General features: G+C 52.0%; 22 protein-coding genes and 2 pseudogenes. 18 read left to right on the forward strand and 6 right to left on the reverse strand.

The annotated features are described in order from the left end of the window. Nucleotides 1-171: pseudogene (locus HGO41_RS04910) on the forward strand (IS4 family transposase); the annotation flags it as partial. A gap of 51 nt (nucleotides 172-222) precedes the next feature. On the opposite strand, the gene srmB reads toward HGO41_RS04910, so the two are convergent. Beyond that, the gene (srmB, locus tag HGO41_RS04915) at nucleotides 223-1551 is read right to left on the reverse strand and encodes an ATP-dependent RNA helicase SrmB (RefSeq protein ID WP_013576729.1); all 1329 of its coding nucleotides are present in this window, start codon (nucleotides 1549-1551) and stop codon (nucleotides 223-225) included. 99 nt (nucleotides 1552-1650) lie between these two features. Between srmB and trmN the strand changes: the two genes are divergently transcribed. Further along, nucleotides 1651-2454, forward strand: coding sequence for a tRNA(1)(Val) (adenine(37)-N(6))-methyltransferase TrmN (trmN, locus tag HGO41_RS04920; RefSeq protein ID WP_411829829.1), 804 nt, complete (start codon nucleotides 1651-1653; stop codon nucleotides 2452-2454). Between the two features lie 63 nt (nucleotides 2455-2517). On the opposite strand, the gene nadB is transcribed toward trmN, so the two are convergent. Further along, nucleotides 2518-4119: an L-aspartate oxidase gene (gene nadB / locus HGO41_RS04925; RefSeq protein WP_015690322.1), complete on the reverse strand. Its 1602-nt coding sequence runs from the start codon at nucleotides 4117-4119 to the stop codon at nucleotides 2518-2520. Nucleotides 4120-4333: 214 nt separating this feature from the next. Here nadB and rpoE point away from each other — a divergent pair, with 214 nt between their 5' ends. From rpoE to rseC, 4 genes are read left to right on the forward strand one after another with little or no spacing between them, the layout of a single operon-like run. Next, entirely contained in the window at nucleotides 4334-4909 is a 576-nt protein-coding gene (rpoE, locus tag HGO41_RS04930) for an RNA polymerase sigma factor RpoE (RefSeq protein ID WP_013576726.1), read from the forward strand. A gap of 30 nt (nucleotides 4910-4939) precedes the next feature. After that, nucleotides 4940-5587 (forward strand): anti-sigma-E factor RseA, encoded by a 648-nt coding sequence (rseA, locus tag HGO41_RS04935; protein ID WP_126125089.1) that lies wholly within the window; start codon nucleotides 4940-4942, stop codon nucleotides 5585-5587. Beyond that, nucleotides 5587-6537 (forward strand): sigma-E factor regulatory protein RseB, encoded by a 951-nt coding sequence (rseB, locus tag HGO41_RS04940; protein WP_013576724.1) that lies wholly within the window; start codon nucleotides 5587-5589, stop codon nucleotides 6535-6537. Before rseA ends, rseB begins: the two co-directional genes overlap by 1 nt. Before the next feature lie 48 nt (nucleotides 6538-6585). After that, nucleotides 6586-7062 carry a SoxR-reducing system protein RseC gene (rseC, locus tag HGO41_RS04945; protein WP_013576723.1) on the forward strand — a complete coding sequence of 159 codons (477 nt, stop codon included), beginning with the start codon at nucleotides 6586-6588 and terminating at the stop codon, nucleotides 7060-7062. A gap of 60 nt (nucleotides 7063-7122) precedes the next feature. Here the strand turns inward: rseC and HGO41_RS04950 are convergent, their stop codons facing one another. Next, on the reverse strand, nucleotides 7123-7941 hold the full coding sequence (locus tag HGO41_RS04950; protein ID WP_112151743.1) for a hypothetical protein: 819 nt from the start codon (nucleotides 7939-7941) through the stop codon (nucleotides 7123-7125). A 424-nt stretch (nucleotides 7942-8365) separates the two neighbouring features. Here HGO41_RS04950 and lepA point away from each other — a divergent pair, with 424 nt between their 5' ends. The 7 genes from lepA (at nucleotide 8366) to acpS (ending at nucleotide 14929) form a co-directional block, all read left to right on the forward strand. Beyond that, nucleotides 8366-10165 carry a translation elongation factor 4 gene (gene lepA, locus HGO41_RS04955; RefSeq protein WP_037036754.1) on the forward strand — a complete coding sequence of 600 codons (1800 nt, stop codon included), beginning with the start codon at nucleotides 8366-8368 and terminating at the stop codon, nucleotides 10163-10165. 28 nt (nucleotides 10166-10193) lie between these two features. Then, on the forward strand, nucleotides 10194-11171 hold the full coding sequence (lepB, locus tag HGO41_RS04960) for a signal peptidase I (protein ID WP_013576720.1): 978 nt from the start codon (nucleotides 10194-10196) through the stop codon (nucleotides 11169-11171). A 211-nt stretch (nucleotides 11172-11382) separates the two neighbouring features. Then, a complete protein-coding gene (gene rnc / locus HGO41_RS04965) occupies nucleotides 11383-12063 on the forward strand; it encodes a ribonuclease III (protein ID WP_015698392.1) in 681 nt (226 codons plus the stop codon). Continuing rightward, complete coding sequence (era, locus tag HGO41_RS04970; protein WP_013576718.1) at nucleotides 12060-12965, forward strand: GTPase Era; 906 nt, start codon at nucleotides 12060-12062, stop codon at nucleotides 12963-12965. The genes rnc and era overlap by 4 nt, the downstream gene beginning before the upstream one ends. An 11-nt stretch (nucleotides 12966-12976) precedes the next feature. Further along, the gene (gene recO / locus HGO41_RS04975) at nucleotides 12977-13714 is read left to right on the forward strand and encodes a DNA repair protein RecO (RefSeq protein WP_013576717.1); all 738 of its coding nucleotides are present in this window, start codon (nucleotides 12977-12979) and stop codon (nucleotides 13712-13714) included. A gap of 103 nt (nucleotides 13715-13817) precedes the next feature. After that, nucleotides 13818-14549 (forward strand): pyridoxine 5'-phosphate synthase, encoded by a 732-nt coding sequence (gene pdxJ / locus HGO41_RS04980; RefSeq protein WP_013576716.1) that lies wholly within the window; start codon nucleotides 13818-13820, stop codon nucleotides 14547-14549. Next, nucleotides 14549-14929, forward strand: a complete 381-nt coding sequence (acpS, locus tag HGO41_RS04985) for a holo-ACP synthase (RefSeq protein ID WP_013576715.1) — start codon at nucleotides 14549-14551, stop codon at nucleotides 14927-14929. Before pdxJ ends, acpS begins: the two co-directional genes overlap by 1 nt. A 34-nt stretch (nucleotides 14930-14963) precedes the next feature. On the opposite strand, the gene HGO41_RS04990 is transcribed toward acpS, so the two are convergent. Together HGO41_RS04990 and HGO41_RS04995 are read right to left on the reverse strand one after the other, a co-directional pair. Further along, nucleotides 14964-15218 carry a YfhL family 4Fe-4S dicluster ferredoxin gene (locus tag HGO41_RS04990; protein WP_013576714.1) on the reverse strand — a complete coding sequence of 85 codons (255 nt, stop codon included), beginning with the start codon at nucleotides 15216-15218 and terminating at the stop codon, nucleotides 14964-14966. A 113-nt stretch (nucleotides 15219-15331) separates the two neighbouring features. Beyond that, the gene (locus HGO41_RS04995; RefSeq protein WP_037036757.1) at nucleotides 15332-16180 is read right to left on the reverse strand and encodes a MurR/RpiR family transcriptional regulator; all 849 of its coding nucleotides are present in this window, start codon (nucleotides 16178-16180) and stop codon (nucleotides 15332-15334) included. A 143-nt stretch (nucleotides 16181-16323) separates the two neighbouring features. Between HGO41_RS04995 and murQ the strand changes: the two genes are divergently transcribed. From murQ to tadA, 4 genes and pseudogenes are all read left to right on the forward strand, one after another. Beyond that, entirely contained in the window at nucleotides 16324-17229 is a 906-nt protein-coding gene (gene murQ, locus HGO41_RS05000) for an N-acetylmuramic acid 6-phosphate etherase (RefSeq protein WP_013576712.1), read from the forward strand. 28 nt (nucleotides 17230-17257) lie between these two features. Then, nucleotides 17258-18631, forward strand: a pseudogene (locus tag HGO41_RS05005) (PTS transporter subunit EIIC). Nucleotides 18632-18635: 4 nt separating this feature from the next. Next, complete coding sequence (yfhb, locus tag HGO41_RS05010) at nucleotides 18636-19274, forward strand: phosphatidylglycerophosphatase C (RefSeq protein ID WP_013576710.1); 639 nt, start codon at nucleotides 18636-18638, stop codon at nucleotides 19272-19274. Nucleotides 19275-19315: 41 nt separating this feature from the next. Beyond that, nucleotides 19316-19873 (forward strand): tRNA adenosine(34) deaminase TadA, encoded by a 558-nt coding sequence (gene tadA / locus HGO41_RS05015; protein ID WP_112197066.1) that lies wholly within the window; start codon nucleotides 19316-19318, stop codon nucleotides 19871-19873. 18 nt (nucleotides 19874-19891) lie between these two features. Here tadA and mltF read toward each other — a convergent pair whose 3' ends face one another. Beyond that, the gene (mltF, locus tag HGO41_RS05020; protein ID WP_250980837.1) at nucleotides 19892-21352 is read right to left on the reverse strand and encodes a membrane-bound lytic murein transglycosylase MltF; all 1461 of its coding nucleotides are present in this window, start codon (nucleotides 21350-21352) and stop codon (nucleotides 19892-19894) included. A gap of 275 nt (nucleotides 21353-21627) precedes the next feature. Here mltF and purL point away from each other — a divergent pair, with 275 nt between their 5' ends. Continuing rightward, entirely contained in the window at nucleotides 21628-25521 is a 3894-nt protein-coding gene (gene purL / locus HGO41_RS05025) for a phosphoribosylformylglycinamidine synthase (RefSeq protein WP_250980860.1), read from the forward strand. Nucleotides 25522-25786: the final 265 nt, after the last annotated feature.

Consider the following 25786-nt stretch of genomic DNA (forward strand, 5'->3'; position numbering starts at 1 on the left):
ATCGGGCTGCCGTGGGCATCAGCGGGAGCCATCCCGGGTCATCTGAAGCATTTTTACAGCAACGCAGCGATGCTAAAACTGCCCTCGAGACGTGAGCGTGAATATGCGAGGGAAGTGAGAGAAAAAAGGTCGAAATATCCCTTAAAAAACAATGCCGGTCACCTTAAGTGACCGGCATTAGCCTTCAGGGCGGTTTTTCTTTGCATCAAATCAGGCTGATGTTTATTTAGCAGCGTCTTTTACAGCGTCAGGTTTAACACGGCGTTTGCCGACGTTTTTGCTGTCACGATGGCGAACTTTAACTTTCACCTTCGATTTTTCCTGCGCCGCTTTCTGCTTCTCTTTACGTTTCGCCAGCACTTTTTTCGACGGCTTACCGGTGACTTTCTCGCTCGGTGCTTTCGTTTTTGGACGGAACTCGTCCAGTACGCGTGCTTTCAACGGCTCGTTAAGGTAACGGCCGATCTTGCCGAGCAGCAGATGGTCATGCGCTTCCACGAAAGAAATCGCGGTCCCTTTACGACCAGCACGACCGGTACGGCCGATACGGTGCAGATAAATATCAGCGGTCAGCGGCAGGTCAAAGTTGAAGACATGGCTGATGTCGTTGATATCCAGGCCACGGGCAGCAATGTCGGTCGCAACGAGGACGTTAACGCGGTCTTCAACCATACGTTTGACGGCTTCGGTACGTTTCACCTGCACCATTTCGCCTTCAAGATAACAGGAGTTAATCCCTGCTTCGCGCAACCACGCAACCAGCTCATGCACACGCTCGCGTTTACGCACAAAGATCACGGATTTAGTGACATCTTCCTGTTTCAGCAAATGGATGAGCATCCGGGTTTTATGCGCCAGATCGTCGGCACGATAATACCATTGCAGGATTTTTTTGCGTTCGCGGCGTGACGGGTCAGCTTCGATTTCCACCGGCTCAGTCAGGATGCGTTCTGCGAATTCACGGATGGCTTCCCCTTCCAGCGTTGCGGAGAACAGCAACGTCTGTTTGCGCCAGCGTGCTTCGGCGGAAATCGTTTCGATGTCCTGAGCAAAACCCATGTCCAGCATGCGGTCGGCTTCGTCGAGGATCAGCGTTTCGATTGCGCGGCAGTCAAAGTTTTCTTCTTTAATGTATTGCAGCAAACGACCGGTGGTCGCAACAACGATGTCCTGGTTTTCGCTGAACACTTCGGCGTGGTTCATATAAGCCACACCGCCGGTGATGGTGGCGATATCCAGTTCGGTATGTTTGGCTAACTCACGCGCCTGCTCAGCAACCTGCATAGCAAGTTCACGGGTTGGCGTGAGGATCAGAATTCGTGGCGGACCAGATTTCTTACGCGGGAAATCCAGCAAATGCTGCAATGCAGGCAGCAGGAATGCCGCTGTTTTGCCGGTGCCGGTAGGAGCCGAACCCAACACATCGCGTCCGTCCATTGCTGGCGGAATGGCCTCTGCCTGAATGACAGTAGGACGGCTATAGCCTTTGTCGCCAAGGGCTTCAATCAGGCGTTCATCGAGTTCGAGTTCGGAAAAAGTGGTTACAGTCATGGTCTACCTCTACTTGGGGCGCCGATTATAGACGTGTTAGACGCGATCTTCACCTATTTAAGCGGTTTGCGTGGCTTTTACTCTGCTTCTCTTTGCCCTATGCTACGACAGTTTTCGTTTACAGGCCTGTTGGCTGGCGTAATTACGGTGAAATTAGTGACAAAAGTAGTCAGTTCTGCAAACCCTTTACGGCGTAATGGATTTACCTTTAAGCAGTTTTTCGTTGCACATGACCGATGCGCGATGAAAGTCGGTACCGATGGTGTCCTGCTCGGTGCCACGGCGCCGGTTAGCCATGCACGACGTGTTCTTGATATTGGCTGCGGCAGCGGCCTGATTGCCATGATGCTGGCGCAACGCAGTAATGCTCAAACTGTTATTGATGCCGTCGAACTCGAACCTTCCGCAGCGGCGCAGGCTGAGGAGAATTTCCGCAACTCAGTTTGGGCGCAAAGGCTGGCGGTGTATGCGCAGGACATTAATGTTTATGCCGGCGAACATCAGGCTGAATACGATCTGATTGTGAGTAATCCGCCTTACTTTGAATCGGCTGTTGCCTGTCGCGATGAAGCCCGAAATGCCGCCCGTTACACCGAAACTCTGACGCACGATGCATTGCTTGAATGCGCAAATAAGCTGCTTACGCCAGAGGGATTGTTTAGTGTTGTTTTGCCGTACGACATCGGGCTGGCGTTTGAAACTCTGGCTCATCGAAAAGGCTGGTTCAGTGCACGGCGGATGGCCGTACGCGACCGACCGGGAAAACCGCTTAACCGGCTAGTGCTGACCTTATCAAGGCAATCAGTTGAAAGGGTTGACGAGGAACTGGCACTGCGGAAATCGGAAGGCGTTTACAGCGAAGCATTCTGTGCGCTGATTACTGATTTTTATCTGAATTATTAGCGGATGGCTGGGCTTTCAAAAAGTGCGTTCCTTCGCACTTTCCCGATACCATTGCTGCAAATATTACGGCTGCAAAATGGTCGGCTGCGGATTTTCCTGTAGATCAGGATAGTCCAGCGTGAAATGCAGTCCTCGACTCTCTTTGCGTTCCAGGGCACTGCGGACGATCAACTCGGCAACCAGCACCAGATTTCTCAATTCCAGCAAATTATTGGAAATACGGAAGTTGGCATAATACTCGTCAATTTCCTGTTGCAGCGTCATGATGCGGCGCAACGCACGCTCAAGACGTTTTGTCGTGCGTACAATCCCTACGTAATCCCACATAAACAGCCGCAATTCATGCCAGTTATGCTGAATGACCACCTGCTCATCGGAATTATCCACCCGGCTTTCATCCCATTGCGGAATATTTGTCGCCAGTTTTGCATGCGGCAGACGTTTAATTATATCTTCTGCTGCCGACCAGCCATAAACCACGCATTCCAGCAGTGAGTTAGAGGCCAGACGGTTAGCGCCATGCAGGCCGGTATAACTGACTTCGCCAATCGCATACAAACCATCGAGATCGGTGCGCCCGTGCTGATCAACCATTACGCCACCGCAGGTGTAATGCGCAGCCGGAACAATCGGGATCGCCTCTTTGGTCAGATCAATACCCAGTGATTGCAGCTTTTCATCAATCATCGGGAAATGATGCTTAATGAATTCCGGCGGGCGATGGCTGATATCGAGATACATGCAGTCGGCGCCAAGACGCTTCATTTCATGGTCGATGGCCCGTGCCACCACATCGCGCGGTGCCAGTTCTCCTCGTTCATCGAAATCCGGCATAAAACGGGTGCCATCCGGGCGTTTGAGCAAGGCACCTTCGCCGCGCAGTGCTTCCGTCAGCAGAAAGTTACGTGCCTGAGGGTGATAGAGGCACGTCGGGTGAAACTGGTTGAATTCAAGATTGGCAACACGGCAGCCTGCACGCCACGCCATGGCGACGCCATCGCCGGAAGAGATATCCGGATTGGTCGTGTACTGATAGACCTTGGCTGCGCCCCCCGTGGCCAGTACAACGGCCTTGGCACGGAGCGTTTCAACGTGCTCTTTATCGCGGTTCCAGACATACGCGCCAACGACGCGTTGTGTCCCCGGCAATCCAAGCTTGCTTGAGGTAATTAAATCAACGGCATTATAGCGTTCTTTCACGCAAATATTGGCGTGTGCCCTTGCTTTCCCAACCAGCGTAGTCTCTACTTCTTTACCTGTAGCATCAGCAGCATGCAGGATCCTACGGTGGCTGTGGCCGCCTTCACGTGTCAGATGATAACGTTCTTCTGAGCTTGTGTTGGTTTCGGTATCAAACAGTACGCCCTGGTCGATCAACCACTGGACACAATGACGTGCGTTGCTCGCGATAAATTCAACAGCTTCTTTATCGCATAAGCCCGCACCGGCAATTAATGTGTCATCAACATGTGAGGCAATGCTGTCTGCTTCGTCGAAAACGGCGGCAATCCCGCCCTGGGCGTAAAATGTTGAGCCTTCGTTGAGCGGGCCTTTACTGAGAACAGTGACATGACAGTGGTCTGCAAGTCGCAAAGCCAAAGAAAGGCCTGCAGCGCCACTTCCGATTATCAATACATCGCTAACAAATTCAGATGAAGGTTGCATAACGTATGATGTTTGCAGAAGAAGAGGGAAATTCATGTTAGCCTAAACTCCCGTGCAAAAGCCACGGGCTTGAGACTTCAATAGAAAAAACAACGGCGATGTGGAACTTAATGTTTCATGTGAACTCCAAGCAGTACTTGCTCAGGAATATAATGATGAAAGCTGGCAGTACGACTTTAAGCGCGGAGAAGATTTTGGGGAGATTTTACCTCGGATGAGCGAGCAGTTAGCCGATCAGGTTCTGGTTGAGCGGGTCCAGAAGGGTGATCAAAAATCGTTCAATTTACTGGTTATTCGTTACCAGCATAAGGTAGCGAGCCTTGTATCCCGCTATGTGCCACAAGGTGATGTGCCTGATGTGGTTCAGGAATCTTTTATCAAAGCATATCGTGCGCTGGAATCTTTCCGCGGCGACAGTGCTTTTTATACCTGGCTGTATCGTATTGCAGTCAACACAGCGAAAAACTATTTAGTTGCTCAGGGGCGACGCCCGCCATCCAGTGATGTCGACGCGAATGAAGCCGAAAATTTCGAAAGTGGCGGTGCACTGAAAGAAATTTCGAACCCTGAGAACTTGATGTTGTCTGAAGAGTTACGGAAGATTGTTTTCCGTACTATTGAAGCACTTCCTGAAGATCTTCGTATGGCGATTACCTTGAGGGAGTTGGATGGATTGAGCTACGAAGAAATAGCCGCCATCATGGATTGTCCGGTGGGTACGGTGAGATCCCGTATATTCCGTGCCCGGGAAGCAATTGATAACAAAGTTCAACCGCTCATCCAGCGTTAGAGATGACGGACACAGGAAGGATACTTAGGCATGCAGAAAGAAAAGCTTTCCGCTCTGATGGATGGTGAAGCCATTGATACCGAACTGTTAAGTTCGTTATCAATAGATACCAGGCTTCAGCAAGACTGGCAGAGTTATCATTTGATCCGCGATACCTTACGTGGTGATATTGGGAACGTTGTGCATCTGGATATCGCAGACCGTGTGGCCGCAGCGCTGGCTAATGAGCCGGTAAAACTGGTGCCGGGTTCAGCAACCGAATCACAACCTCAGCCTCATACCTGGCAAAAAATGCCATTCTGGCAGAAGGTGCGCCCTTGGGCGAGTCAGTTGACTCAGGTCGGCGTGGCTGCTTGTGTATCACTTGCTGTGATTGTTGGCGTTCAGCATTATAACCAGCCTGACGCATCGGGTGCTTCTCCGGAAACCCCAGCGTTCAATACGTTGCCTATGATGGGTAAAGCCTCCCCGGTGAGCTTCGGCGTGCCAAATGAAGGCAATACCACCAGCGGGCAACAGAATGTTCAGGAGCAACGTAAGCGCATTAATGCGATGTTGCAGGATTACGAATTGCAGCGTCGCTTGCATTCAGAGCAGCTTCAACTCGAACCAGTTACTCCTCAGCAAGCCGCTGTTCAGGTCCCAGGAACTCAGTCTTTAGGAACGCAAACGCAGTAATGAAGCAAATTTGGTTTGCCGTTTGTTTAGCTGCGGGCAGCCTGCTTACTCCAAGTATCGCCTCGGCAGATTCTTCTTCCGAGGCGTTACTGCAAGAGATGGGCAAAGCTTCCCAGACGCTGAATTATGAAATGGGTTTTATCAACATTACGAAGCAAGGGATTGATTCCTTTCGCTATCGTCATGCTGTCTCTCATCAAACTTCCCTCGCTCAACTGGTTCTGATGGATGGTCCGCGCCGTGAAATTGTCCAGCGTGGAAAAGACGTCAGCTACTTTGAGACCGGTTTACAGCCCTTTACGTTGGATGGCGATCATATCGTTGATTCCCTGCCTTCCATCGTGTTCAGCGATTTTTCTCTTCTGACCAAATACTACGATTTTATCGCCGTAGGCCGCGCACGCACAGCGGATCGCCTGAGTCAGGTGATCAGAGTTGTATCCCGCGATGGTACCCGATTCAGTTATGTCATATGGATCGATGAGCAGACGAAATTGCCGATGCGTGTCGATTTACTGGATCGTGACGGTGAAACGCTTGAGCAGTTCCGTGTGATCAGTTTTGATGAGGGAGAACAAGTTGTTGGAACGCTTTCTGATCTCGAAAAAGCCAGTTTACCGCCTGTGCTGTCTTTACCTGCGTCTGAGCAGGTGAAGTTTGACTGGCAAATAAAATGGCTGCCGGCTGGCGTGACAGAGGTGGCAAGTAGCCGCCGAAACTTGCCCAATATGCCCGTATCGATAGAATCGCGGCTGTACACTGACGGATTGTTCAGTTTCTCTGTCAATGTCAGTGCAACAACTAATGGCCCTTCTGAGCAGTTGATCAGGCAAGGGCGCAGAACTGTGCAGACTGAAATACGCAATGGCAATGAAATTACGGTCGTCGGTGAGCTTCCTCCTTCGACTGCCAAACGTGTTGCCGATAGCATCGTTTTCTCAGAAAAGTAGCTTTTAATCAGAAAAACTGCCTTCGCAATAGAAATACAGGGTGATTACATGATGAAAGAATGGGCCACGGTGGTGTCGTGGAAAGACGGTATTGCGACGTTGCGTTGTGAAACACAGGCGGGTTGCAGTAGTTGCCATTCACGTTCAGGGTGTGGCGCTCGCGTATTGAATGAGTTAGGGCCGCAGACTGAACATAATCTTCAGGTCAGCGTTAACGAGCCTCTTGCACCTGGTCAGAAAGTTGAACTGGGGATACCGGAAGGAAGCCTGTTGCGCTCGGCGTTGCTGGTTTATATGACGCCGCTCTTTGGTGTGATTGCGGGTGGTGGTGCGTTGCAGGCCTTGCTGAAAGCAGATGTATACGCGGTTATTGGTGCGGTGTTGGGTGGTGGATTAGGTTTCCTGATTGCTAAAGCACTGGCTGCGAAAGTCGATGGAAAAGCAGGTTACCAGCCAGTCATCTTGCAGGTGGGTTTGCCTCCTGATGCTTTCCGTTATTCGGTTGACAGCAAACTCCCTTCTTAACTTTCTGCATCCTACAGTGCTTAAAAATGCCACAGTGTTCGCTAACCCTGTGGCATTTTTTTAGTTTCTGACCGGTATACGGTTTTGGATCATATGCTCGATCAATGCGATGAAAAGATCTGCGCTAGAAAGCGATGTATACTCTACAGAGAAAAGGATGCGGCCGTGTTTATCGAGCAGACGTATTAACGGGCTGTTGCTGCCGCCACTGATAAACTGAATATCCTCAACAGGCACTATTTTCCCTTCGTCGGTGGTTAACATCAACGCGCTCAGATGTATCTTTTTTTCGTTCAGCGCCAGAAGGTTAGCGCCGATAAATCTTTTCCACCCGCAATGTGGATTCACCAGATATGTAAAAAGAATATCTCCCCCCTGAGCCAGCCTGTTTAGGGCCCATGGGCCGCGATACATCAGGTGTTCGTTTTTAATGACTTCAATTAATCTTTCAGAATTGGCAATGTTTGGCGTAATACGATGCCAGGTTTTGCTATTTCCCTCACGGAAGATCATCGTATTTAAAATACGACGGGTGTATTTTCCGGTTCTGAATCGATATATATCCATGATGCGGTCAAAAGGAATAAAACGATTTTTTTTATCCGTTTGGCTTATAACTAAAATTCCATTTTCATGAAGCTGATAGAATTGATTGGGTCGTATCAGACGTCGCAGCAGAATGAGCACCACCCCCAGGGCAATACTGAGCAGAGCGGACAAAATTACGGTATGCAGCCCCTCAGCGGTGTGGCCAAAGGCCAGCAAAAATGCAATTTGCACTGCGCCGCCGATCAACAACAACACAGACAGGACCAGAGTGATCCAAGAGTTGGCTTTGGCAAAGCCATGCTGACTGAGCAGCCGCCCTTCATTGATCATATTGATAACCTTGTGACCGGATTGAATTAAAAATAAAAAAGATATTTGTGGAAGAAGTTGAATGAGAACTTTATGAGTTAGAAATTATGTAATTTCTTTTATAACAATATATTAAGTTTCAATACGCGTTTCTGTATATGGGGATTTTCCTAAAACCAAAAGGCAGGAAGCCCATACATGGAATACCGGACTGAGACAAACCTAGGAAGCACACAGACGCTCCGGTAATGAAAACAAATGAAAATGTGGGGATTTCATCCTGAGAAAGCTCGCATAATCTGGAGTTAGGGTGTGCGGAGACTAGGTTTTCATGGTGCTGGCATGTAGAATGCTGCGACTTAGGCGAAAGACAGCCAACCTACAAACCGTCGCTGTATGTTCATGGCGAATGATTCAGAAATACCAAGGTAGAAAAACTTTTATAATGAAGCATATACGAAATTTCTCCATTATTGCCCACATTGACCACGGTAAGTCGACGCTGTCAGACCGTATTATTCAAATTTGCGGTGGCTTAGCCGACCGTGAAATGGAAGCGCAGGTCCTCGACTCAATGGATCTTGAGCGTGAACGCGGCATCACCATCAAAGCGCAAAGCGTGACGCTCGACTACAAAGCAAAAGATGGTCAGGTTTATCACCTGAACTTTATCGACACGCCGGGGCACGTTGACTTTTCCTATGAAGTATCCCGCTCTCTCGCTGCCTGCGAAGGCGCATTATTAGTGGTGGATGCTGGTCAGGGTGTTGAAGCCCAGACGCTGGCAAACTGCTATACCGCGATGGAAATGGATCTGGAGGTCGTGCCGGTTCTGAACAAAATCGACTTACCGGCCGCCGATCCTGATCGTGCAGCGCAGGAAATCGAAGACATCGTGGGTATCGATGCCACGGATGCTGTTCGTTGTTCCGCGAAAACCGGTGTCGGTGTGCCAGAAGTGCTGGAGCGTCTGGTGCGTGATGTACCACCGCCGGAAGGTGATCCTGAGGCGCCACTTCAGGCGTTGATCATCGATTCATGGTTCGATAACTATCTCGGCGTTGTTTCTCTGGTGCGTATCAAAAATGGCACCATGAGAAAGGGCGACAAAATTAAAGTGATGAGTACCGGGCAGGTTTATAACGCCGATCGCCTGGGTATTTTCACGCCTAAGCGTGTCGATAAAGACATTCTGAACTGCGGTGAGGTCGGCTGGCTGGTATGCGCGATTAAAGATATCCTCGGCGCACCAGTGGGGGACACCCTGACTCTGGCTCGTCAGCCTGCTGACAAAGCGCTGCCGGGTTTCAAGAAAGTGAAACCTCAGGTTTACGCTGGCCTGTTCCCGGTCAGCTCCGATGATTATGAAAACTTCCGTGATGCGTTAGGCAAGCTTAGCCTTAACGATGCATCCCTGTTCTACGAACCAGAAAGTTCTACCGCGCTGGGCTTCGGTTTCCGTTGTGGCTTCCTGGGGCTGCTGCACATGGAAATCATTCAGGAACGTCTGGAACGTGAATACGATCTGGATCTGATCACCACAGCGCCGACAGTAGTTTATGAAGTTCTGACGACCGGCAATGAAACTGTCTATGTAGACAGTCCGTCTAAACTGCCTGCCCTGAATAACATTCTGGAACTGCGTGAGCCTATCGCTGAGTGTCACATGCTGATGCCACAGGAATATCTGGGTAGCGTGATTACTTTGTGTATTGAGAAACGTGGTGTCCAGACCAACATGGTTTACCACGGTAATCAGGTCGCACTGACTTATGAAATCCCGATGGCGGAAGTGGTACTCGATTTCTTCGACCGTCTGAAGTCAACGTCACGCGGTTATGCGTCGCTTGATTACAATTTCAAACGTTTTCAGACTTCTGACATGGTACGTGTTGATGTTCTAATCAACGGCGACCGTGTGGATGCACTGGCGCTGATCACTCACCGTGGTAATTCCCAGTTCCGTGGACGCCAGCTGGTTGAGAAGATGCAGGAACTGATCCCGCGTCAGCAGTTCGATATTGCTATCCAGGCGGCGATTGGTGCTCACATCATTGCCCGTTCAACCGTGAAGCAATTACGTAAAAACGTTCTCGCCAAATGTTATGGCGGCGACGTCAGCCGTAAGAAGAAACTCTTGCAGAAACAGAAAGATGGTAAGAAACGCATGAAACAAGTGGGTAATGTTGAGTTACCACAAGAAGCGTTCCTGGCCATTCTTCACGTGGGCAAAGACAGCAAGTAAATCCTTTATTGAGTCGTAGGGAGTATGCATGGCTAACATGTTTGCCCTGATTCTGGCGGTTGCAACGCTGGTGTCAGGGATTATCTGGTGCCTTGATCGTTTCAAGCTGGCACCCGCACGCCGGGCTAAAGTTGCTAAAATTAAGGCTGAAACGGGTGGTGCTGTTGACGATTCAACGCTGAACAAAGTGGCGAAGCAACCGGGCTGGGTGGAAACCTGTGCTTCGGTATTCCCTGTCTTGTTAGTTGTGTTTGTGGTGCGTTCATTTATTTATGAACCTTTCCAGATCCCGTCTGGCTCGATGATGCCGACGCTGCTTATTGGTGATTTCATCGTGGTTGAGAAATATGCCTACGGCCTGAAAGATCCCATTACTCAAACCAAGCTGATCTCAACCGGTGAACCGAAACGTGGTGATGTGGTGGTATTTAAATATCCGCAAAACCCGAGCGTGGACTATATTAAACGCCTGGTAGGCTTGCCCGGTGACCGGGTGACTTACGATCCGTTCAGCAAGCAGGTGACCGTGCAGCCTGCTTGCGAAACGGGCAAAAATTGCAGCACCGCGCTGGCTGTGACATATGATTCCGGTGTTGCCAGTGATTTCGTGCAGACTTTTGGTCAGTCTTCGGGCGGCGAAGCGAGCAGTGGTTTCTTTGAAACGCCGCCGTCCGCTAACGTGCCGCAAGACGGTATCCGTCTTGTACAGCGCAATGAAACGCTGGGCAATGTGACGCATCGTATTCTGACCGTGCCAGGTGCACGTGACCAACTGGGGGCTTATTATCAGCAACCGGGTCAGCCACTGGGGACATGGGTGGTGCCGGCTGGCCATTATTTCATGATGGGTGATAACCGTGATAATAGCGCTGACAGCCGTTATTGGGGTTTTGTGCCGGAACAGAATTTAGTGGGTAGAGCTTCTGCAATTTGGATGAGCTTTAAAAAACAGGAAGGTGAATGGCCTACCGGTGTTCGTTTAAGCCGTATTGGTGGAATTCATTAATTTAATGATGCCTATTAGCGCAGCATTATATTTCCACTCGTTGTAGAATATCCTTTCGGGCGATAAAAGTTGGCTCCCCTGATTTTAAATTTTAATTTAAGACGAACAGAGGGAGCCACTGCAAACGAAACAGCTTTGGATTGGCTTAGGGCGAAGCAGGCCTGTTCCGTATGCTGAAGTTTTTGACGCATTCTTAGTCTATTGGTAACTCATGAATCCCATCGTAATAAACAGGCTTCAGCGGAAGCTGGGCTACACTTTTCAACAGCAGGAGCTTTTATTGCAGGCACTGACTCACCGCAGCGCAAGCAGTAAACACAATGAGCGTTTAGAGTTCCTGGGTGACTCAATTCTTAGTTATGTCATTGCTAACGCGCTGTATCATCGTTTTCCTCGCGTAGACGAGGGCGATATGAGTCGCATGCGTGCCACGTTAGTACGTGGAAATACGCTGGCGGAAATGGCGCGTGAATTCGATCTCGGCGAATGCTTACGCTTAGGGCCGGGCGAATTGAAAAGTGGTGGTTTCCGCCGCGAGTCGATTCTTGCGGATACGGTGGAGGCACTCATTGGCGGCGTGTTTCTGGACAGTGATATCCAGACCGTCGAAAAGCTGATTCTCGATTGGTACCGTAGTCGTTTAGACGAAATCAGTCCCGGTGATAAGCAGAAAGACCCAAAAACCCGTTTACAGGAGTTTTTGCAAGGTCGCCATCTGCCGTTGCCTTCTTATCTGGTTGTGCAGGTTCGCGGTGAAGCGCACGATCAGGAGTTTACCATCCACTGCCAGGTCAGTGGCTTGAGCCAGCCGGTTGTAGGAACCGGTTCAAGTCGCCGTAAAGCCGAGCAGGCGGCAGCGGAACAAGCGCTGATACAGCTGGAGCTTGAATGAGCGAAGAAAAGAATTACTGTGGTTTTGTTGCAATCGTAGGCCGTCCTAACGTCGGCAAATCTACCTTGCTGAATGAATTATTGGGGCAAAAAATCTCCATTACTTCCCGCAAACCGCAAACCACGCGTCACCGTATCATGGGTATCCATACCGAAGGACCCTATCAGGCCATTTACGTGGATACCCCGGGGCTGCATATTGAAGAAAAACGGGCCATCAACCGTCTGATGAACCGTGCTGCAAGCAGCTCAATCGGTGATGTTGAACTGGTGATCTTCGTTGTTGAAGGCACTCACTGGACTCCGGATGACGAAATGGTGGTTAACAAACTGCGTGATTTGAAATCACCGGTTCTGCTGGCGATCAACAAGATTGATAACGTCACCGACAAATCTAAGTTGTTGCCACATTTGCAATTCCTTAGTGAGCAGATGAACTTCGTCGATATCGTGCCTATCTCTGCAGAGAAAGGAACGAATGTTGATACTATCGCGGCTCTGGTGCGTAAACGTCTGCCGGAAGCGGTTCATCACTTCCCGGAAGATTACATTACTGACCGTTCACAGCGCTTTATGGCTTCTGAAATCATCCGTGAAAAACTGATGCGTTTCCTGGGCGAAGAGCTGCCGTATTCTGTGACCGTTGAAATCGAACGCTTTGTCAGCAATGAACGGGGTGGGTACGACATCAATGGCCTGATTCTGGTAGAACGTGAAGGCCAGAAGAAAATGGTTATCGGCAATAAAGGCTCTAAAATCAAGACGATTGGCATTGAAGCCCGCCATGACATGGAAAACATGTTTGAAGCGAAAGTCCATCTTGAGTTGTGGGTTAAGGTCAAATCCGGCTGGGCAGACGACGAACGTGCGTTGCGCAGTCTGGGTTATGTAGACGACTTATAAGGTCCGCGCCTATGGAAGGCTGGCAACGCGCATTTGTTTTGCATGGGCGACCTTACAGTGAAACCAGCTTAATGCTGGATCTGTTCACTGAGGGACAAGGGCGGGTTCGCATACTGGCTAAAGGTGCGCGTGGTCGCCGGTCCAATTTAAAAGGCTGCCTGCAGCCTTTTACGCCTTTACTGGTTCGCTGGAGCGGGCGGGGCGAAGTGAAAACCTTGCGTAATGCTGAACCGGTCTCCCTGGCACTTCCCCTTTCTGGTCTGATGCTTTACAGCGGTCTGTACGTCAATGAACTCGTTTCTCGGGTGCTTGAGCAGGAAGCTAATTACTCTTCGTTGTTCTTCGATTATCTCAATTGTCTGCAAAATCTCGCCAGTGCCAGCGGTTCTCCTGAGTATGCGTTGCGTCAGTTCGAACTCTCTCTTTTACATCATCTGGGTTACGGCGTGGATTTCCTGCATTGCGCAGGCAGCGGTGAAGAAGTCAGTGACACCATGACGTACCGTTACCGTGAAGAAAAAGGTTTTATCGCCAGTCTGGTGATTGATAATTCCAGTTTCACCGGCAGAGATTTGAAAGCACTGGCCAGCCGTGAATTCCCGGATGTCTCAACGCTGCGGGCTGCCAAGCGTTTTACCCGTATGGCGCTGAAACCCTATCTTGGCGGCAAACCCCTGAAAAGCCGCGAGCTCTTCCGCCAGTTTCAGGTCAAAAAACCTGTCTCACCTTCTGACAATTCTTCCAGCTAATTCGGACTCCGGGCTACACGCCGCCACTCTCAAGGGTGTAAACTGCAGAAATTAGCTTTTTGTTCCATTCATAAATCAATTCATTCTTAAATCTGGAGCTGTTATGGCTGAGTTGCTGTTGGGCGTTAATATTGATCACATTGCGACACTGCGTAATGCACGCGGTACGGCTTACCCTGATCCGGTTCAGGCGGCATTTATCGCTGAGCAGGCTGGTGCTGATGGGATCACCGTCCACCTGCGTGAAGATCGCCGTCATATCACCGATCGCGACGTACGCCTCCTGCGTCAGACTATCCAAACCCGCATGAACCTCGAAATGGCTGTCACCGATGAAATGGTCGGTATTGCCTGTGAAGTTTTACCGCATTTCTGCTGTCTGGTGCCGGAAAAACGCGAAGAAGTGACGACCGAAGGGGGGCTGGATGTGGCTGGTCAGTTGGATAAAATGACCGTTGCAGTCAGCCGTCTCAGCGAAGCGGGCATACTGGTTTCCCTGTTTATCGACCCGGATATGCGCCAGATTGATGCTGCTGTTGCTGTGGGGGCGCCTTATATCGAAATTCATACCGGTGCTTATGCTGAAGCGAAAACTGACCTTGAACGTCAGGCCGAGCTGGAGCGCATTAAACAGGGCGCGGCATATGCAGCCGGTAAAGGTCTGAAAGTGAATGCCGGCCACGGTCTGACATACCACAACGTGCAGCCGATCGCCGCATTGCCTGAAATGCATGAGCTGAATATCGGCCATGCGATTATCGGTCAGGCTGTTATCGACGGATTATCTTGTGCAGTACGTGAAATGAAAAACCTGATGCGGGAAGCGCGCCGGTAATGAGTATTTTAGGTTTAGGTACGGATATCGTTGAAATTTCCCGTATCGAAGCGGTGATTGAACGCAGTGGCGACCGTCTGGCGAAGCGTATTTTGTGCGCGAATGAATGGGCGGTTTATGAGCAACATCAGCAACCGGTCCGATTTCTGGCGAAGCGGTTTGCTGTCAAGGAAGCCGCGGCTAAAGCGCTGGGAACCGGTATCCGCAACGGTCTGGCGTTTGAGCAATTTGAAGTCGTCAATGATGTGCTGGGGAAACCAGGTCTGGTTTTCCATGCCCGCGCGGCGGAAATGGCGGCCGAGATGGGTGTGAAATCGGTTCATGTTACCCTGGCGGATGAAAGGCGTTATGCCTGTGCCACTGTAATCATAGAAAACTAATACTACTTATTTTTGGCATTGCATCACGGCGTGATTACAGCGTGTGATGCAATGCCACAAATTTATCCCAAAGCTGTTCGTTGGTTTCGGTGTGTTGCGGATTGATGATGATGGTATTGTCGATCGGGCAGACGCTCTGACAGGTTGGTTTATCATAATGTCCGACGCATTCCGTACACCGATCGCTGTCAATTTCGTAAATCTCATTGCCCATCGAGATCGCCTGATTCGGGCACTCCGGTTCGCACATATCGCAATTAATGCATTTGTGTGTGATCAGCAGGGCCATGACGTTTTCTCTTATGTTCAATAAACAGGTCAATAATCAGGGCGCACAGTATAGCAGAATTGCGCTGGTGTAGGTTCTGCATTCATGCCTTTCCACGCCCCCAATGATCCTGATCAAATCAGCTTTTTCACCAGTTCTTCGCTGTGGCGGATCCGCTCCGGCGCGTGCGCTGTATCCTGTTGAACCAGCGCGACAAACAGCAAATCAGTCAGGGAATATTGCGCCGTGGTGGCCGAGAGCGCCGCGCCGCGGGTCGCAGGTAATTCTGCCACTGTATACAAACAATGGTCTGCCTGTTGTTGCAGGGTATTGGGTGAAAAACCGGTAATGGCCAGGACCTTTGCACCACTCTCGCGGGCGACTTTTGCCGCGAGATTGATTTCGTTCCGTTCACCGCTGAAGGAAATCGCCAGCAATAAATCTTCTTTCGACAGCGCCTGCACGGTAGCAACCAGGACATGAGTATCGGATTCGGCAATGGCCGTGACCCCGATTTTCAGCAACTTATACGCCAGATCCTTCGCCACTAATCCGGATGCGCCAATACCGCTCAGCACAATTTTTCGGGCACCGGTGAGCATCGACAACGCAATTTGCAGACGCGGTTCGCTGTTAATATCCAGTGTTGCGCGAAGCGCCGACTGTTTCTCTGCCAGTAATTTCTCCCCCACAACATGCAGGCTGTCGGTGCTTAAAATCTGATTATGCACCGTCACCGGCTCACTGTTTTCCGGTGATGCCAGGGATTCACTCATTGCGAGTTTCAGCGCGGGGAAGCCTTTATAGCCAAGTTTTTGGGCAAATTTCACCACGCCAGACTGGCTGACACCCGCTATTTCAGCCAGTTTCTGCGAACTCATATGACGCGCTTTCTCCGGCTGAGCCAGTAGAAAATCAGCCAGTTTTCGGTCATTTTGCGCCAGCGTCGGATAAAGCTGGCGGATACGGATCATACAACTCATTGAGGATTTATCCCGGCGTCTCTGAATACTTGCATCACATTTTACGGATTATGTTATCTAAAATAGCAAATATTCCTCGCATTGATGAATAATATATTCAAATATTGAGTAATAAATTTGAATTAAAAATTCAGGAGAGAAGCATGAACACAGATCTTAATTTAGGGGCACTGGTTTCAGAAAGCCGAAATCCGGATACGATGAATTTAGATGAGATGTCTACGCTGGAACTGGTGGCCTGTTTTAATCAGGAAGACCGCAAAGTGCCGGAAGCCATCAATAAGGTTCTGCCGCAGATTGCCTTGGCTATCGATAAAGCCGCTGCGTCATTTCAGGCTGGCGGGCGTCTGATTTATCTCGGTGCCGGTACCAGTGGCCGCCTCGGCGTTCTTGATGCGTCTGAATGCCCGCCGACGTTTGGCGTTCCGCACGGTATGGTTGTCGGGTTAATTGCCGGTGGGCCGGGCGCGCTGCTTAAAGCGGTGGAAGGGGCGGAAGACAGCGAAGCGCTGGGTGTTGAAGATTTAAAGAATCTGAACCTGAAGGCTCAGGACACCGTTGTCGGATTAGCTGCGAGCGGACGTACGCCTTATGTCATTGGCGCTTTGCGCTATGCCACAGAAATGGGCTGCGCCACAGTAGCGATTTCCTGTAACCCGGATTCTCCGATTGCGCGCGAAGCCAGCATCGCGATTTCTCCGGTTGTAGGGCCGGAAGCGCTGACCGGTTCAACGCGCTTGAAATCTGGCACGGCGCAGAAGCTGGTGCTGAATATGATTTCAACCGGGGCGATGGTCAAAAGTGGCAAGGTTTATCAGAACCTGATGGTCGACGTGAAAGCGACCAACGTCAAACTGGTCGATCGTGCCTGCCGGATCGTTGTCGAGGCCACGGGCGCGGCACGCCATGATGCTGAGCTGGCGCTGTCTCAGACTGATTTTGACGTTAAACCGGCTATTCTCATGCTACTGGCTGGTATTGATGCATCACAGGCGAAAGCACGACTGGTGCAACATAACGGATTCCTGCGCGCCGCACTGGCTGATTAACCTCAAGGAGTTGAGCATGGCGATGGCAATGGATAAAACGCAGCGGCTGGCTTCCCAGATTCTGCAGGGTGTCGGCGGCGAACGGAATATCAGCAAACTGGAAAACTGCATGACCCGCGTGCGTGTGGAAGTGCACGACGATAATCGGCTGGATCTGACCAGCCTGAAAACGCTTGAAGGTATCAAAGGTTACCTGAAGCAGGGTGACCAGCATCAGTTCATTGTCGGCCCTGGCGCGGCGGCAAAAGTGGTGGATGCGATGCGTCTGTTGCTTAATCCTGCCGGGACGGTGAGTTCGCCAGGTGATGAAAGCGAGATTGCCCGCAATAAAGCCAGCGCCAAAACAAAATACTCTGCGCCGATGAGTGGGGCGCTGCGCAAACTGGCTGATGTATTTATCCCGCTGATCCCGGCATTTATCGCCTCGGGGTTGATTATGGGCATTATCAATCTGCTCAAGCGGCCGGATATCGCCGGTTCCATTGCCCTTGATTATCCTAATGTGCTTGGCTTGCTGGCGATTTTTGGTGGCGCTGTGTTTGCCATCATGAATATTTTAGTTGGCGTGAATGCGGCGCGCGTTTTCGGCGGTTCTCAGGCCATGGGCGGCGTAATGGCGGGGATTCTCTCCAGCCCTGCACTGGCGCAAATTACCCTGTTTGGTGAAGCTTGACAGCCCGGTCGCGGCGGTGTGATCGCAGTATTGCTGGTCGTTGCGCTGATGTGCTGGCTGGAGAAAAGGTTGCGTCAGTGGCTGCCGGAGTCGGTCGAACTGATCCTCAATCCACTGATTACTACACTTATCACTGCGACACTGGCGATTGTCATCCTTCAGCCGATCGGTGGCTATATCTCTGACGGCATCGCACATGGCGTTAATATCGCTATTGATAAAGGCGGATTACTGGTGGGCGCGGTGCTGGCAGGGACATTTCTGCCGCTGGTGTTATCCGGTCTGCATCAGGGGCTGGTGCCGATCCACGTTGAGCTGATCCAGGCACATGGTTCTAATCCGCTGCTGCCGATTTTAGCCATGGCCGGTGTGGGGCAGGTGGGAGCGGCAATCGCAGTGTATATTAAAACCCGAAACCCGCGGCTGAAAAAAGTGATTAAAGGGGCGCTACCGGTGGGCATTCTCGGCATCGGTGAACCGCTGATATTCGGTGTTACGCTGCCGCTCGGCCGCCCTTTTATTGGTGCGTGTCTGGGCGGAGCCGTCGGTGGTGCGCTAATCTGTTACTGGAAAGTCGCGACAGTTATCACGTTTGGTATTTCCGGGCTGCCACTGGCGCTGACCATTATTTCCGGCAAAGTGATGTTGTATCTGACGGGTTTAGTCATTACGGTATTGGCTGGTTTTATTTTTACCTGGTTGATGGGGTTCAACGATCCCGAGGAGTAGCGGATTGAGTACGAAGCCTGATCGGCGGGTGGTCTTTTTTGATCTTGATGGCACCCTGCACCAGCAGGATATGTTCGGTAGCTTTCTGCGGTTTTTGCTCAGGCGGATGCCGCAGAATCTGATTTTAGTCGTGCCGGTTCTGCCGCTGGTGGGAATCGGACTGTTTATTCACGGGCGCGCCGCGCGCTGGCCCATGAGCCTGTTGCTGTGGTCGATTACTTTCGGCCACGGTGAAGCGCGTCTGAAAGCACTGGAGCTGCAATTTGTCGCTGCGTTTCGCGAGAAAGTGGTGGAGTTTCCGGTGGTGCAGCGCAGGCTGCGTGAATATCTCGACAGCGAGGATACCGAAGTCTGGCTGATCACCGGGTCGCCGGAAAATCTGGTGCAGCAGGTCTATAATACGTCCCTGTTTTTGCCGCAGGTTCGTCTGGTCGGCAGCCGGATCGCCCGTGGCAAAGGCGGATGGGTGCTGCCCTTGCGTTGTCTGGGTGAAGAGAAAGTCGTGCAACTCGAAAGCCGCATTGGCTCACCGCTTAAACTTTACAGCGGATACAGCGACAGCAAACAGGACAATCCGTTGTTGTTCTTTTGTGAGCATCGTTTTCGCGTCAGTAAACAGGGCGAGTTACAGCAACTGGAATAACCGCCAGCGCAAAATTCAGATAAAATGTCTGCCGGTAAAAAATGATTGAGGTTGAAGTGGCAGACGCAGAGTTGGCAGTAATAAATGATGATGAACACTGGATGCGACATGCTATGAATCTGGCGCTGAAAGCGCAGGATGAGGGTGAAGTGCCTGTGGGGGCGGTACTGGTTTTAGACAATCAGGTGATTGGTGAAGGCTGGAACCGGTCTATCGGCCATCATGATCCGACAGCGCATGCCGAAATCATGGCATTACGTCAGGGCGGCAACGCCGTGCAAAATTATCGTCTGCTCAATGCCACATTGTACGTTACCCTGGAACCTTGTGTTATGTGCGCGGGGGCGATGATCCACAGCCGGATCCGTCGCGTGGTGTATGGTGCCGCTGATGCCAAAACCGGCGCAGCGGGCTCTTTGCTCGATGTATTGCGCCATCCGGGCATGAATCATCAGGTGGAGATTACGGCGGGTGTGCTGGCAGAAGCGTGTTCGGAACAACTGAGTGCATTTTTTCGTTTTCGCCGCAGCCAGAAAAAAGCGCTGCGACTGGCAGAGCGTGCCGCGCAGGCCGGTGATGCGGCAGATGATCAGGCCTGAGAAACAGGCCTGCCAGTCTTACGGTGCCAGCGCTTCCTGCGCATTCACCACCGGATATCCCTGACCTAACTGAGCCTGCAAGGCCGCTTTCTGTGCCTGCTGTTTTTCCTTTTCCATCAGATATCCCACCAGACTCAGTTGATAACGACGGATATTCTCCACATAGTTATATGCCTGTGTACCGCGCGCATACCCGTACGTCGTGCGGCTGAAGAAGCGTTTCTGGTTCAGCATCGGCAGGCGCTGTTTCACATCGGCCCAGCTGTCCGGATTGGCTTTTTGCTGTGCCGTCAGTTTACGGGCATCGAGCATATGTCCGTACCCCATGTTATAGGCCGCCAGCGCAAACCAGATCCGTTCATCCTGCGGAATCGTCTCCGGCATTTTCGCCATCAGATGCGACAGATATTGTGCGCCCCCGCGGATACTCTGCTCGGCATCGGTGCGGTCATCCACATCAAGCCCTCCCGCCGTTGCCCGGGTCAGCATCATGATCCCGCGCACGCCGGTCGGCGATTTGGCCTGCGGATCCCAGTGAGATTCCTGATAGGCGATGGCCGCCAGCAGACGCCAGTCGATGTCCTGCGCATACTTCTCAAACAGCGGTTGCAGGTCCGGCAGCGTACTGTCGATGGCTTTGAGGAATGTCCGCGTATCGACGTAATCAAAATCACCGACGTGACCGAGGTATTTCTCCTCGAGTTTTTCCAGCGTACCGTCTTCTGAAATCTGGCTGAAGAAGTCGAGCATGGCGGCAGACAGGCTGTCGTCATCCGGCACCTTGCGGTAATACCAGGTGACCGGCTCGTCTTCCGTCGCATCAAAAGCGACAGCCAGACGCGGATAAACGCGCTGCATCAGCGCGATGGTCACCGAGTCACCCAGTGTGTAATCCAGCTTGCCGGTTTCCACCTGTTGCAGCAGGTCACGCGGTGACATTTTGTCGGTGGTCGTCCAGGTCAGATCCGGGTATTTGCTTTTGGCCGCTTCCAGTGTCGGGATGTGTGCCGTACCCGCAGAGACCATCAGCGAGCCTTTCACATCCGCGAAACTCTTCGGACGCGGGGCACCCTGCCGGTAAACCAGTTGCTGAGAGATGGAATAATATTCAGGCCCGGCACGGTAGTTTTTCAGCCGCTCATTGTTGTAGACCAGACCCGACGCCAGTAAATCGGCTTTATTGTGATCGAGACTGTCAAACATGGCGTCAACCGTGGTGTGCTGCGTGACGACCAGCTGCACGCCCAGATAATCTGCGAAGCGTTTAGCCAGTTCGTAATCGAAGCCGAGATTGCCTTCCGGGGAGTCCATAAAAGTCAGTGGAGAATTGAGCGTGCTGACGCGCAATTCTCCACGGGATTTTATTTGATCCAGCAGGTCGCCTTCACCTCTGTGCCACGGGATGGCTGGCCATAAGGCCAGTGCCAGCAACAGGGCGGCGATCCCCATCAGAACATAATTAATTTTTAGTCGCGTCAAATAGTTATCTCGCTGCGGCGCTCTTGTTTTTTTACGCTATGCTGTGCAGTTTGTATGGTTATATCCCCAGTGCTGACGCATTTTGCTCAACAAAACGGCAGTCTGCAACTTTATTCATGATACCCGTAAGATATGTGGGCCTATAAATGAATATCAAGTTTCACTACGCAAACGGTTTCGTCGGACGCCGGCTTTCTTTATAATAGCCCGCGTTTTCCCCCTGTTGCGCCCAATGAAGCACTGTGGTCAGTGTCTTCGAAGACGAGAGATCTGTGATTATGGAAATACTGCGTGGTTCGCCCGCTTTGTCGGCTTTTCGCATTAACAAATTATTGTCACGTTGTCAGGAAGCCCGCCTTCCGGTCAGCGATATCTACGCCGAATATGTACACTTTGCCGATGTCAGCGCGCCGCTGAATTCGGACGAACAAACCAAGTTACAACGCCTCCTGAAATACGGTCCTTCTCTCGCTGAACACGCTCCTTCTGGTCGTTTACTGCTGGTCACTCCGCGCCCCGGCACCATTTCTCCCTGGTCTTCCAAAGCCACCGACATCGCGCACAACTGCGGTTTGTCGCAGGTTCTGCGTCTTGAGCGCGGTCTGGCCTTTTATGTACAGGCACCGCAACTGACGGAAGCACAGTGGAACGAACTGGGCGCGTTGCTGCATGACCGCATGATGGAAACCGTCTTCACTCAGCCTGAAGATGCCAGCGCGCTGTTCTCGCAGCATCAGCCTGCGCCGGTGCAGCATGTGGATATCCTGGGCGTTGGCCGTGGCGCACTGGAAGCCGCCAACATCAAATTAGGTCTGGCGCTGGCGCAGGACGAAATTGATTACCTGATGGAAGCCTTTACGTCGTTGGGGCGCAACCCGACTGACATCGAACTCTATATGTTCGCACAGGCCAACTCGGAACACTGCCGTCATAAAATCTTCAACGCAGACTGGATTATCGACGGCGAAACGCAGCCGAAATCCCTGTTTAAGATGATCAAGAACACGTTCGAACACACTCCCGATCACGTGCTGTCCGCGTATAAAGATAACGCCGCCGTGATGGAAGGTTCGCAGGTCGGTCGCTTCTACGCCGATGCGAAAGACGGTCTGTACGATTTCCATCAGGAGCAGGCGCATATCCTGATGAAGGTCGAAACCCATAACCACCCGACGGCGATCTCTCCGTGGCCAGGTGCGGCCACAGGTTCCGGCGGTGAAATCCGTGACGAAGGTGCAACCGGTCGCGGCGCGAAACCGAAAGCCGGTCTGGTCGGTTTCTCCGTGTCAAACCTGCGTATTCCTGGTTTTGAACAGCCGTGGGAAGAAGATTTTGGTAAGCCGGATCGTATCGTTACCGCGCTGGATATCATGACCGATGGCCCGCTGGGCGGCGCAGCATTTAACAACGAATTCGGTCGTCCGGCGTTGCTGGGCTACTTCCGTACTTACGAAGAAAACGTCAATAGTCACAACGGCCCTGAACTGCGCGGTTATCACAAACCGATCATGCTGGCGGGCGGTATCGGCAACATCCGTGCCGATCACGTGCAGAAAGGTGAAATCACGGTTGGCGCGAAACTGATTGTACTTGGCGGCCCGGCGATGAATATCGGTCTGGGTGGCGGCGCGGCGTCTTCTATGGCTTCCGGTCAGTCTGATGCCGATCTGGATTTTGCTTCCGTACAGCGCGACAACCCGGAAATGGAACGCCGTTGTCAGGAAGTGATCGACCGCTGCTGGCAACTGGGCGAAGCCAACCCGATTTTATTTATCCATGATGTCGGTGCCGGCGGTTTATCCAACGCCATGCCGGAACTGGTCAGCGATGGCAACCGTGGCGGGCGTTTCCAGCTTCGTGACATCCTGAACGACGAACCGGGCATGAGCCCGCTGGAGGTCTGGTGTAACGAATCACAGGAACGTTATGTGCTGGCGGTGTCTCCGGCGCAGCTTGAACAGTTCGATGCGATTTGCCAGCGTGAACGAGCACCTTACGCGGTCATCGGTGAAGCCACCGAAGAAATGCATCTTTCTCTGAAAGACAGCCATTTCGACAACCAGCCAATTGATATGCCGCTGGATGTCCTGCTGGGTAAAACGCCAAAAATGACCCGCGACGTCACCACATTGAAAGCGAAAGGTGACGATCTAAATGCGGAAAACATCCAGATTGCGGAAGCGGTAAATCGCGTTCTGCATTTGCCAGCTGTTGCTGAGAAAACCTTCCTGATCACCATCGGCGACCGCACCGTCACCGGCATGGTCGCGCGCGACCAGATGGTCGGCCCGTGGCAGATCCCGGTAGCCGACTGCGCAGTCACCACCGCCAGCCTCGACAGCTACCACGGCGAAGCGATGTCACTGGGCGAACGCGCTCCGGTTGCCTTGCTGGACTTCGCTGCCTCTGGTCGCATGGCCGTTGGTGAAGCGCTCACGAATATTGCTGCGGTGGAAATCGGCAGCCTGAAACGCGTTAAGCTTTCTGCTAACTGGATGTCTGCGGCCGGTCACCCGGGCGAAGATGCCGGTTTATACGCGGCTGTAAAAGCGGTGGGCGAAGAACTGTGTCCGGCGCTGGGTATTACTATTCCGGTGGGCAAAGACTCCATGTCGATGAAAACCCGCTGGCAGGAAGGTAACGAACAACGCGAGATGACGTCTCCGCTGTCGCTGGTAATCACCGCGTTTGCCCGTGTCGAAGACGTCCGCCATACCGTGACGCCGCAACTGCGCACCGACCAGGGTGACACCGCATTGCTGTTGGTGGATCTGGGGGCAGGTCATAACGCACTGGGCGCGACAGCGCTGGCACAGGTTTACCGTCAGCTCGGTAACACGCCTGCTGACGTTCGCAGCGCAGAGCAACTGGGTGGTTTCTTCAACGCCATGCAGGCGCTGGTGTCTGAACAGAAATTGCTGGCCTACCATGACCGTTCCGACGGTGGTTTGGTGGTGACGCTGGCTGAAATGGCCTTTGCCGGACATTGCGGCCTGACTGCAGATATTGCTGCGCTGGGCAACGATGTGCTGGCTGCATTGTTCAACGAAGAACTGGGCGCCGTGATCCAGGTTTGTGCATCAGACCGTGAAGCGGTGGAAAAAACCCTGGCTGATTTTGGTCTGGCGGATTGCACACATTACCTCGGTACCGTGGAAACCGGCGATCGCTTCATCATCACTTCCGGCAGTAAGCCGGTGTACAGCGAAAGCCGTACCACGCTGCGCACCTGGTGGGCAGAAACCACCTGGCAGATGCAGCGCCTGCGCGATAACCCTGAATGTGCCGATCAGGAACATCAGGCGAAAACCAACGATCTCGATCCGGGTCTGAACGTCAAACTGACTTTCGCTCCGGATGAAGACGTAGCCGCGCCATACATCGCCAAAGGTGCACGTCCGAAAGTCGCCGTTCTGCGTGAGCAGGGTGTGAACTCACACGTTGAAATGGCTGCTGCTTTCCACCGTGCCGGTTTCGATGCGGTTGACGTGCACATGAGCGACCTGCTGGCCGGTCGCCGTGATTTACAGGATTTCCACACGCTGGTAGCGTGCGGTGGATTCTCTTACGGTGACGTGCTGGGTGCGGGTGAAGGCTGGGCGAAATCCGTCCTGTTCAACGACCGCGTGCGCGAAGAGTTTGAAGAATTCTTCCACCGTCCGCAGACGCTGGCCCTGGGCGTGTGTAACGGTTGTCAGATGATGTCTAACCTCAAAGAGCTGATCCCGGGCGCAGAGCATTGGCCACGCTTCGTGCGTAACCTGTCTGACCGCTTCGAAGCGCGTTTCAGCCTGGTGGAAGTGACGGCCAGCCCGTCGATGTTTATGCAGGGCATGGCCGGTTCACGTATGCCAATCGCGGTTTCCCACGGCGAAGGACACGTGGAAGTCCGTGACGCCGCGCATTTGGCGCAAATCGAGCACAGCAATCTGGTGGCGCTGCGCTTTGTGGATAATAACGGTCATGCGACCGAAAACTATCCGGCGAACCCTAACGGCTCCCCGAACGGGATAACCGCGGTCACTAACCTGTCAGGCCGCGTCACTGTAATGATGCCGCACCCGGAGCGTGTTTTCCGCACGGTCAGCAACTCCTGGCATCCGGAAGAGTGGGGCGAAGACAGCCCGTGGATGCGCATGTTCCGTAATGCGCGTAAACAGCTTGGTTGATGCTTAATAAGCCTCAGTAATAAAAATCCGCAGTGCGAAAGCCTGCGGATTTTTTGTATCCGGGTATCCGGCAAAGAAGTAAACTTCAGCCAAAGCGGCTCTGTGTAAAAGAAAATTTCAGTTTACACGCGACCATAAATTTCTAATGCATTGTTTTATAATGAAATAACTTTATTATATTCATGTGGTTTATCATTGCTTAATTAATGATTAACTATTTATATGTGTTTGTCGTTATATACTGCCCCGGTCAACTCAACAGGGC

Source organism: Rahnella sp. CG8 (assembly GCF_023701875.1).
Lineage (GTDB): Bacteria > Pseudomonadota > Gammaproteobacteria > Enterobacterales > Enterobacteriaceae > Rahnella > Rahnella aceris.

Bases quoted from the DNA above. Each gene is read 5' to 3' on its own strand.
- srmB (WP_013576729.1), bottom strand. From the start codon at position 1,551: ATGACTGTAACCACTTTTTCCGAACTCGAACTCGATGAACGCCTGATT.
- trmN (WP_411829829.1), top strand. From the start codon at position 1,651: ATGCTACGACAGTTTTCGTTTACAGGCCTGTTGGCTGGCGTAATTACG.
- nadB (WP_015690322.1), bottom strand. From the start codon at position 4,119: ATGCAACCTTCATCTGAATTTGTTAGCGATGTATTGATAATCGGAAGT.
- rpoE (WP_013576726.1), top strand. From the start codon at position 4,334: ATGAGCGAGCAGTTAGCCGATCAGGTTCTGGTTGAGCGGGTCCAGAAG.
- rseA (WP_126125089.1), top strand. From the start codon at position 4,940: ATGCAGAAAGAAAAGCTTTCCGCTCTGATGGATGGTGAAGCCATTGAT.
- rseB (WP_013576724.1), top strand. From the start codon at position 5,587: ATGAAGCAAATTTGGTTTGCCGTTTGTTTAGCTGCGGGCAGCCTGCTT.
- rseC (WP_013576723.1), top strand. From the start codon at position 6,586: ATGATGAAAGAATGGGCCACGGTGGTGTCGTGGAAAGACGGTATTGCG.
- HGO41_RS04950 (WP_112151743.1), bottom strand. From the start codon at position 7,941: ATGATCAATGAAGGGCGGCTGCTCAGTCAGCATGGCTTTGCCAAAGCC.
- lepA (WP_037036754.1), top strand. From the start codon at position 8,366: ATGAAGCATATACGAAATTTCTCCATTATTGCCCACATTGACCACGGT.
- lepB (WP_013576720.1), top strand. From the start codon at position 10,194: ATGGCTAACATGTTTGCCCTGATTCTGGCGGTTGCAACGCTGGTGTCA.
- rnc (WP_015698392.1), top strand. From the start codon at position 11,383: ATGAATCCCATCGTAATAAACAGGCTTCAGCGGAAGCTGGGCTACACT.
- era (WP_013576718.1), top strand. From the start codon at position 12,060: ATGAGCGAAGAAAAGAATTACTGTGGTTTTGTTGCAATCGTAGGCCGT.
- recO (WP_013576717.1), top strand. From the start codon at position 12,977: ATGGAAGGCTGGCAACGCGCATTTGTTTTGCATGGGCGACCTTACAGT.
- pdxJ (WP_013576716.1), top strand. From the start codon at position 13,818: ATGGCTGAGTTGCTGTTGGGCGTTAATATTGATCACATTGCGACACTG.
- acpS (WP_013576715.1), top strand. From the start codon at position 14,549: ATGAGTATTTTAGGTTTAGGTACGGATATCGTTGAAATTTCCCGTATC.
- HGO41_RS04990 (WP_013576714.1), bottom strand. From the start codon at position 15,218: ATGGCCCTGCTGATCACACACAAATGCATTAATTGCGATATGTGCGAA.
- HGO41_RS04995 (WP_037036757.1), bottom strand. From the start codon at position 16,180: ATGAGTTGTATGATCCGTATCCGCCAGCTTTATCCGACGCTGGCGCAA.
- murQ (WP_013576712.1), top strand. From the start codon at position 16,324: ATGAACACAGATCTTAATTTAGGGGCACTGGTTTCAGAAAGCCGAAAT.
- tadA (WP_112197066.1), top strand. From the start codon at position 19,316: ATGATTGAGGTTGAAGTGGCAGACGCAGAGTTGGCAGTAATAAATGAT.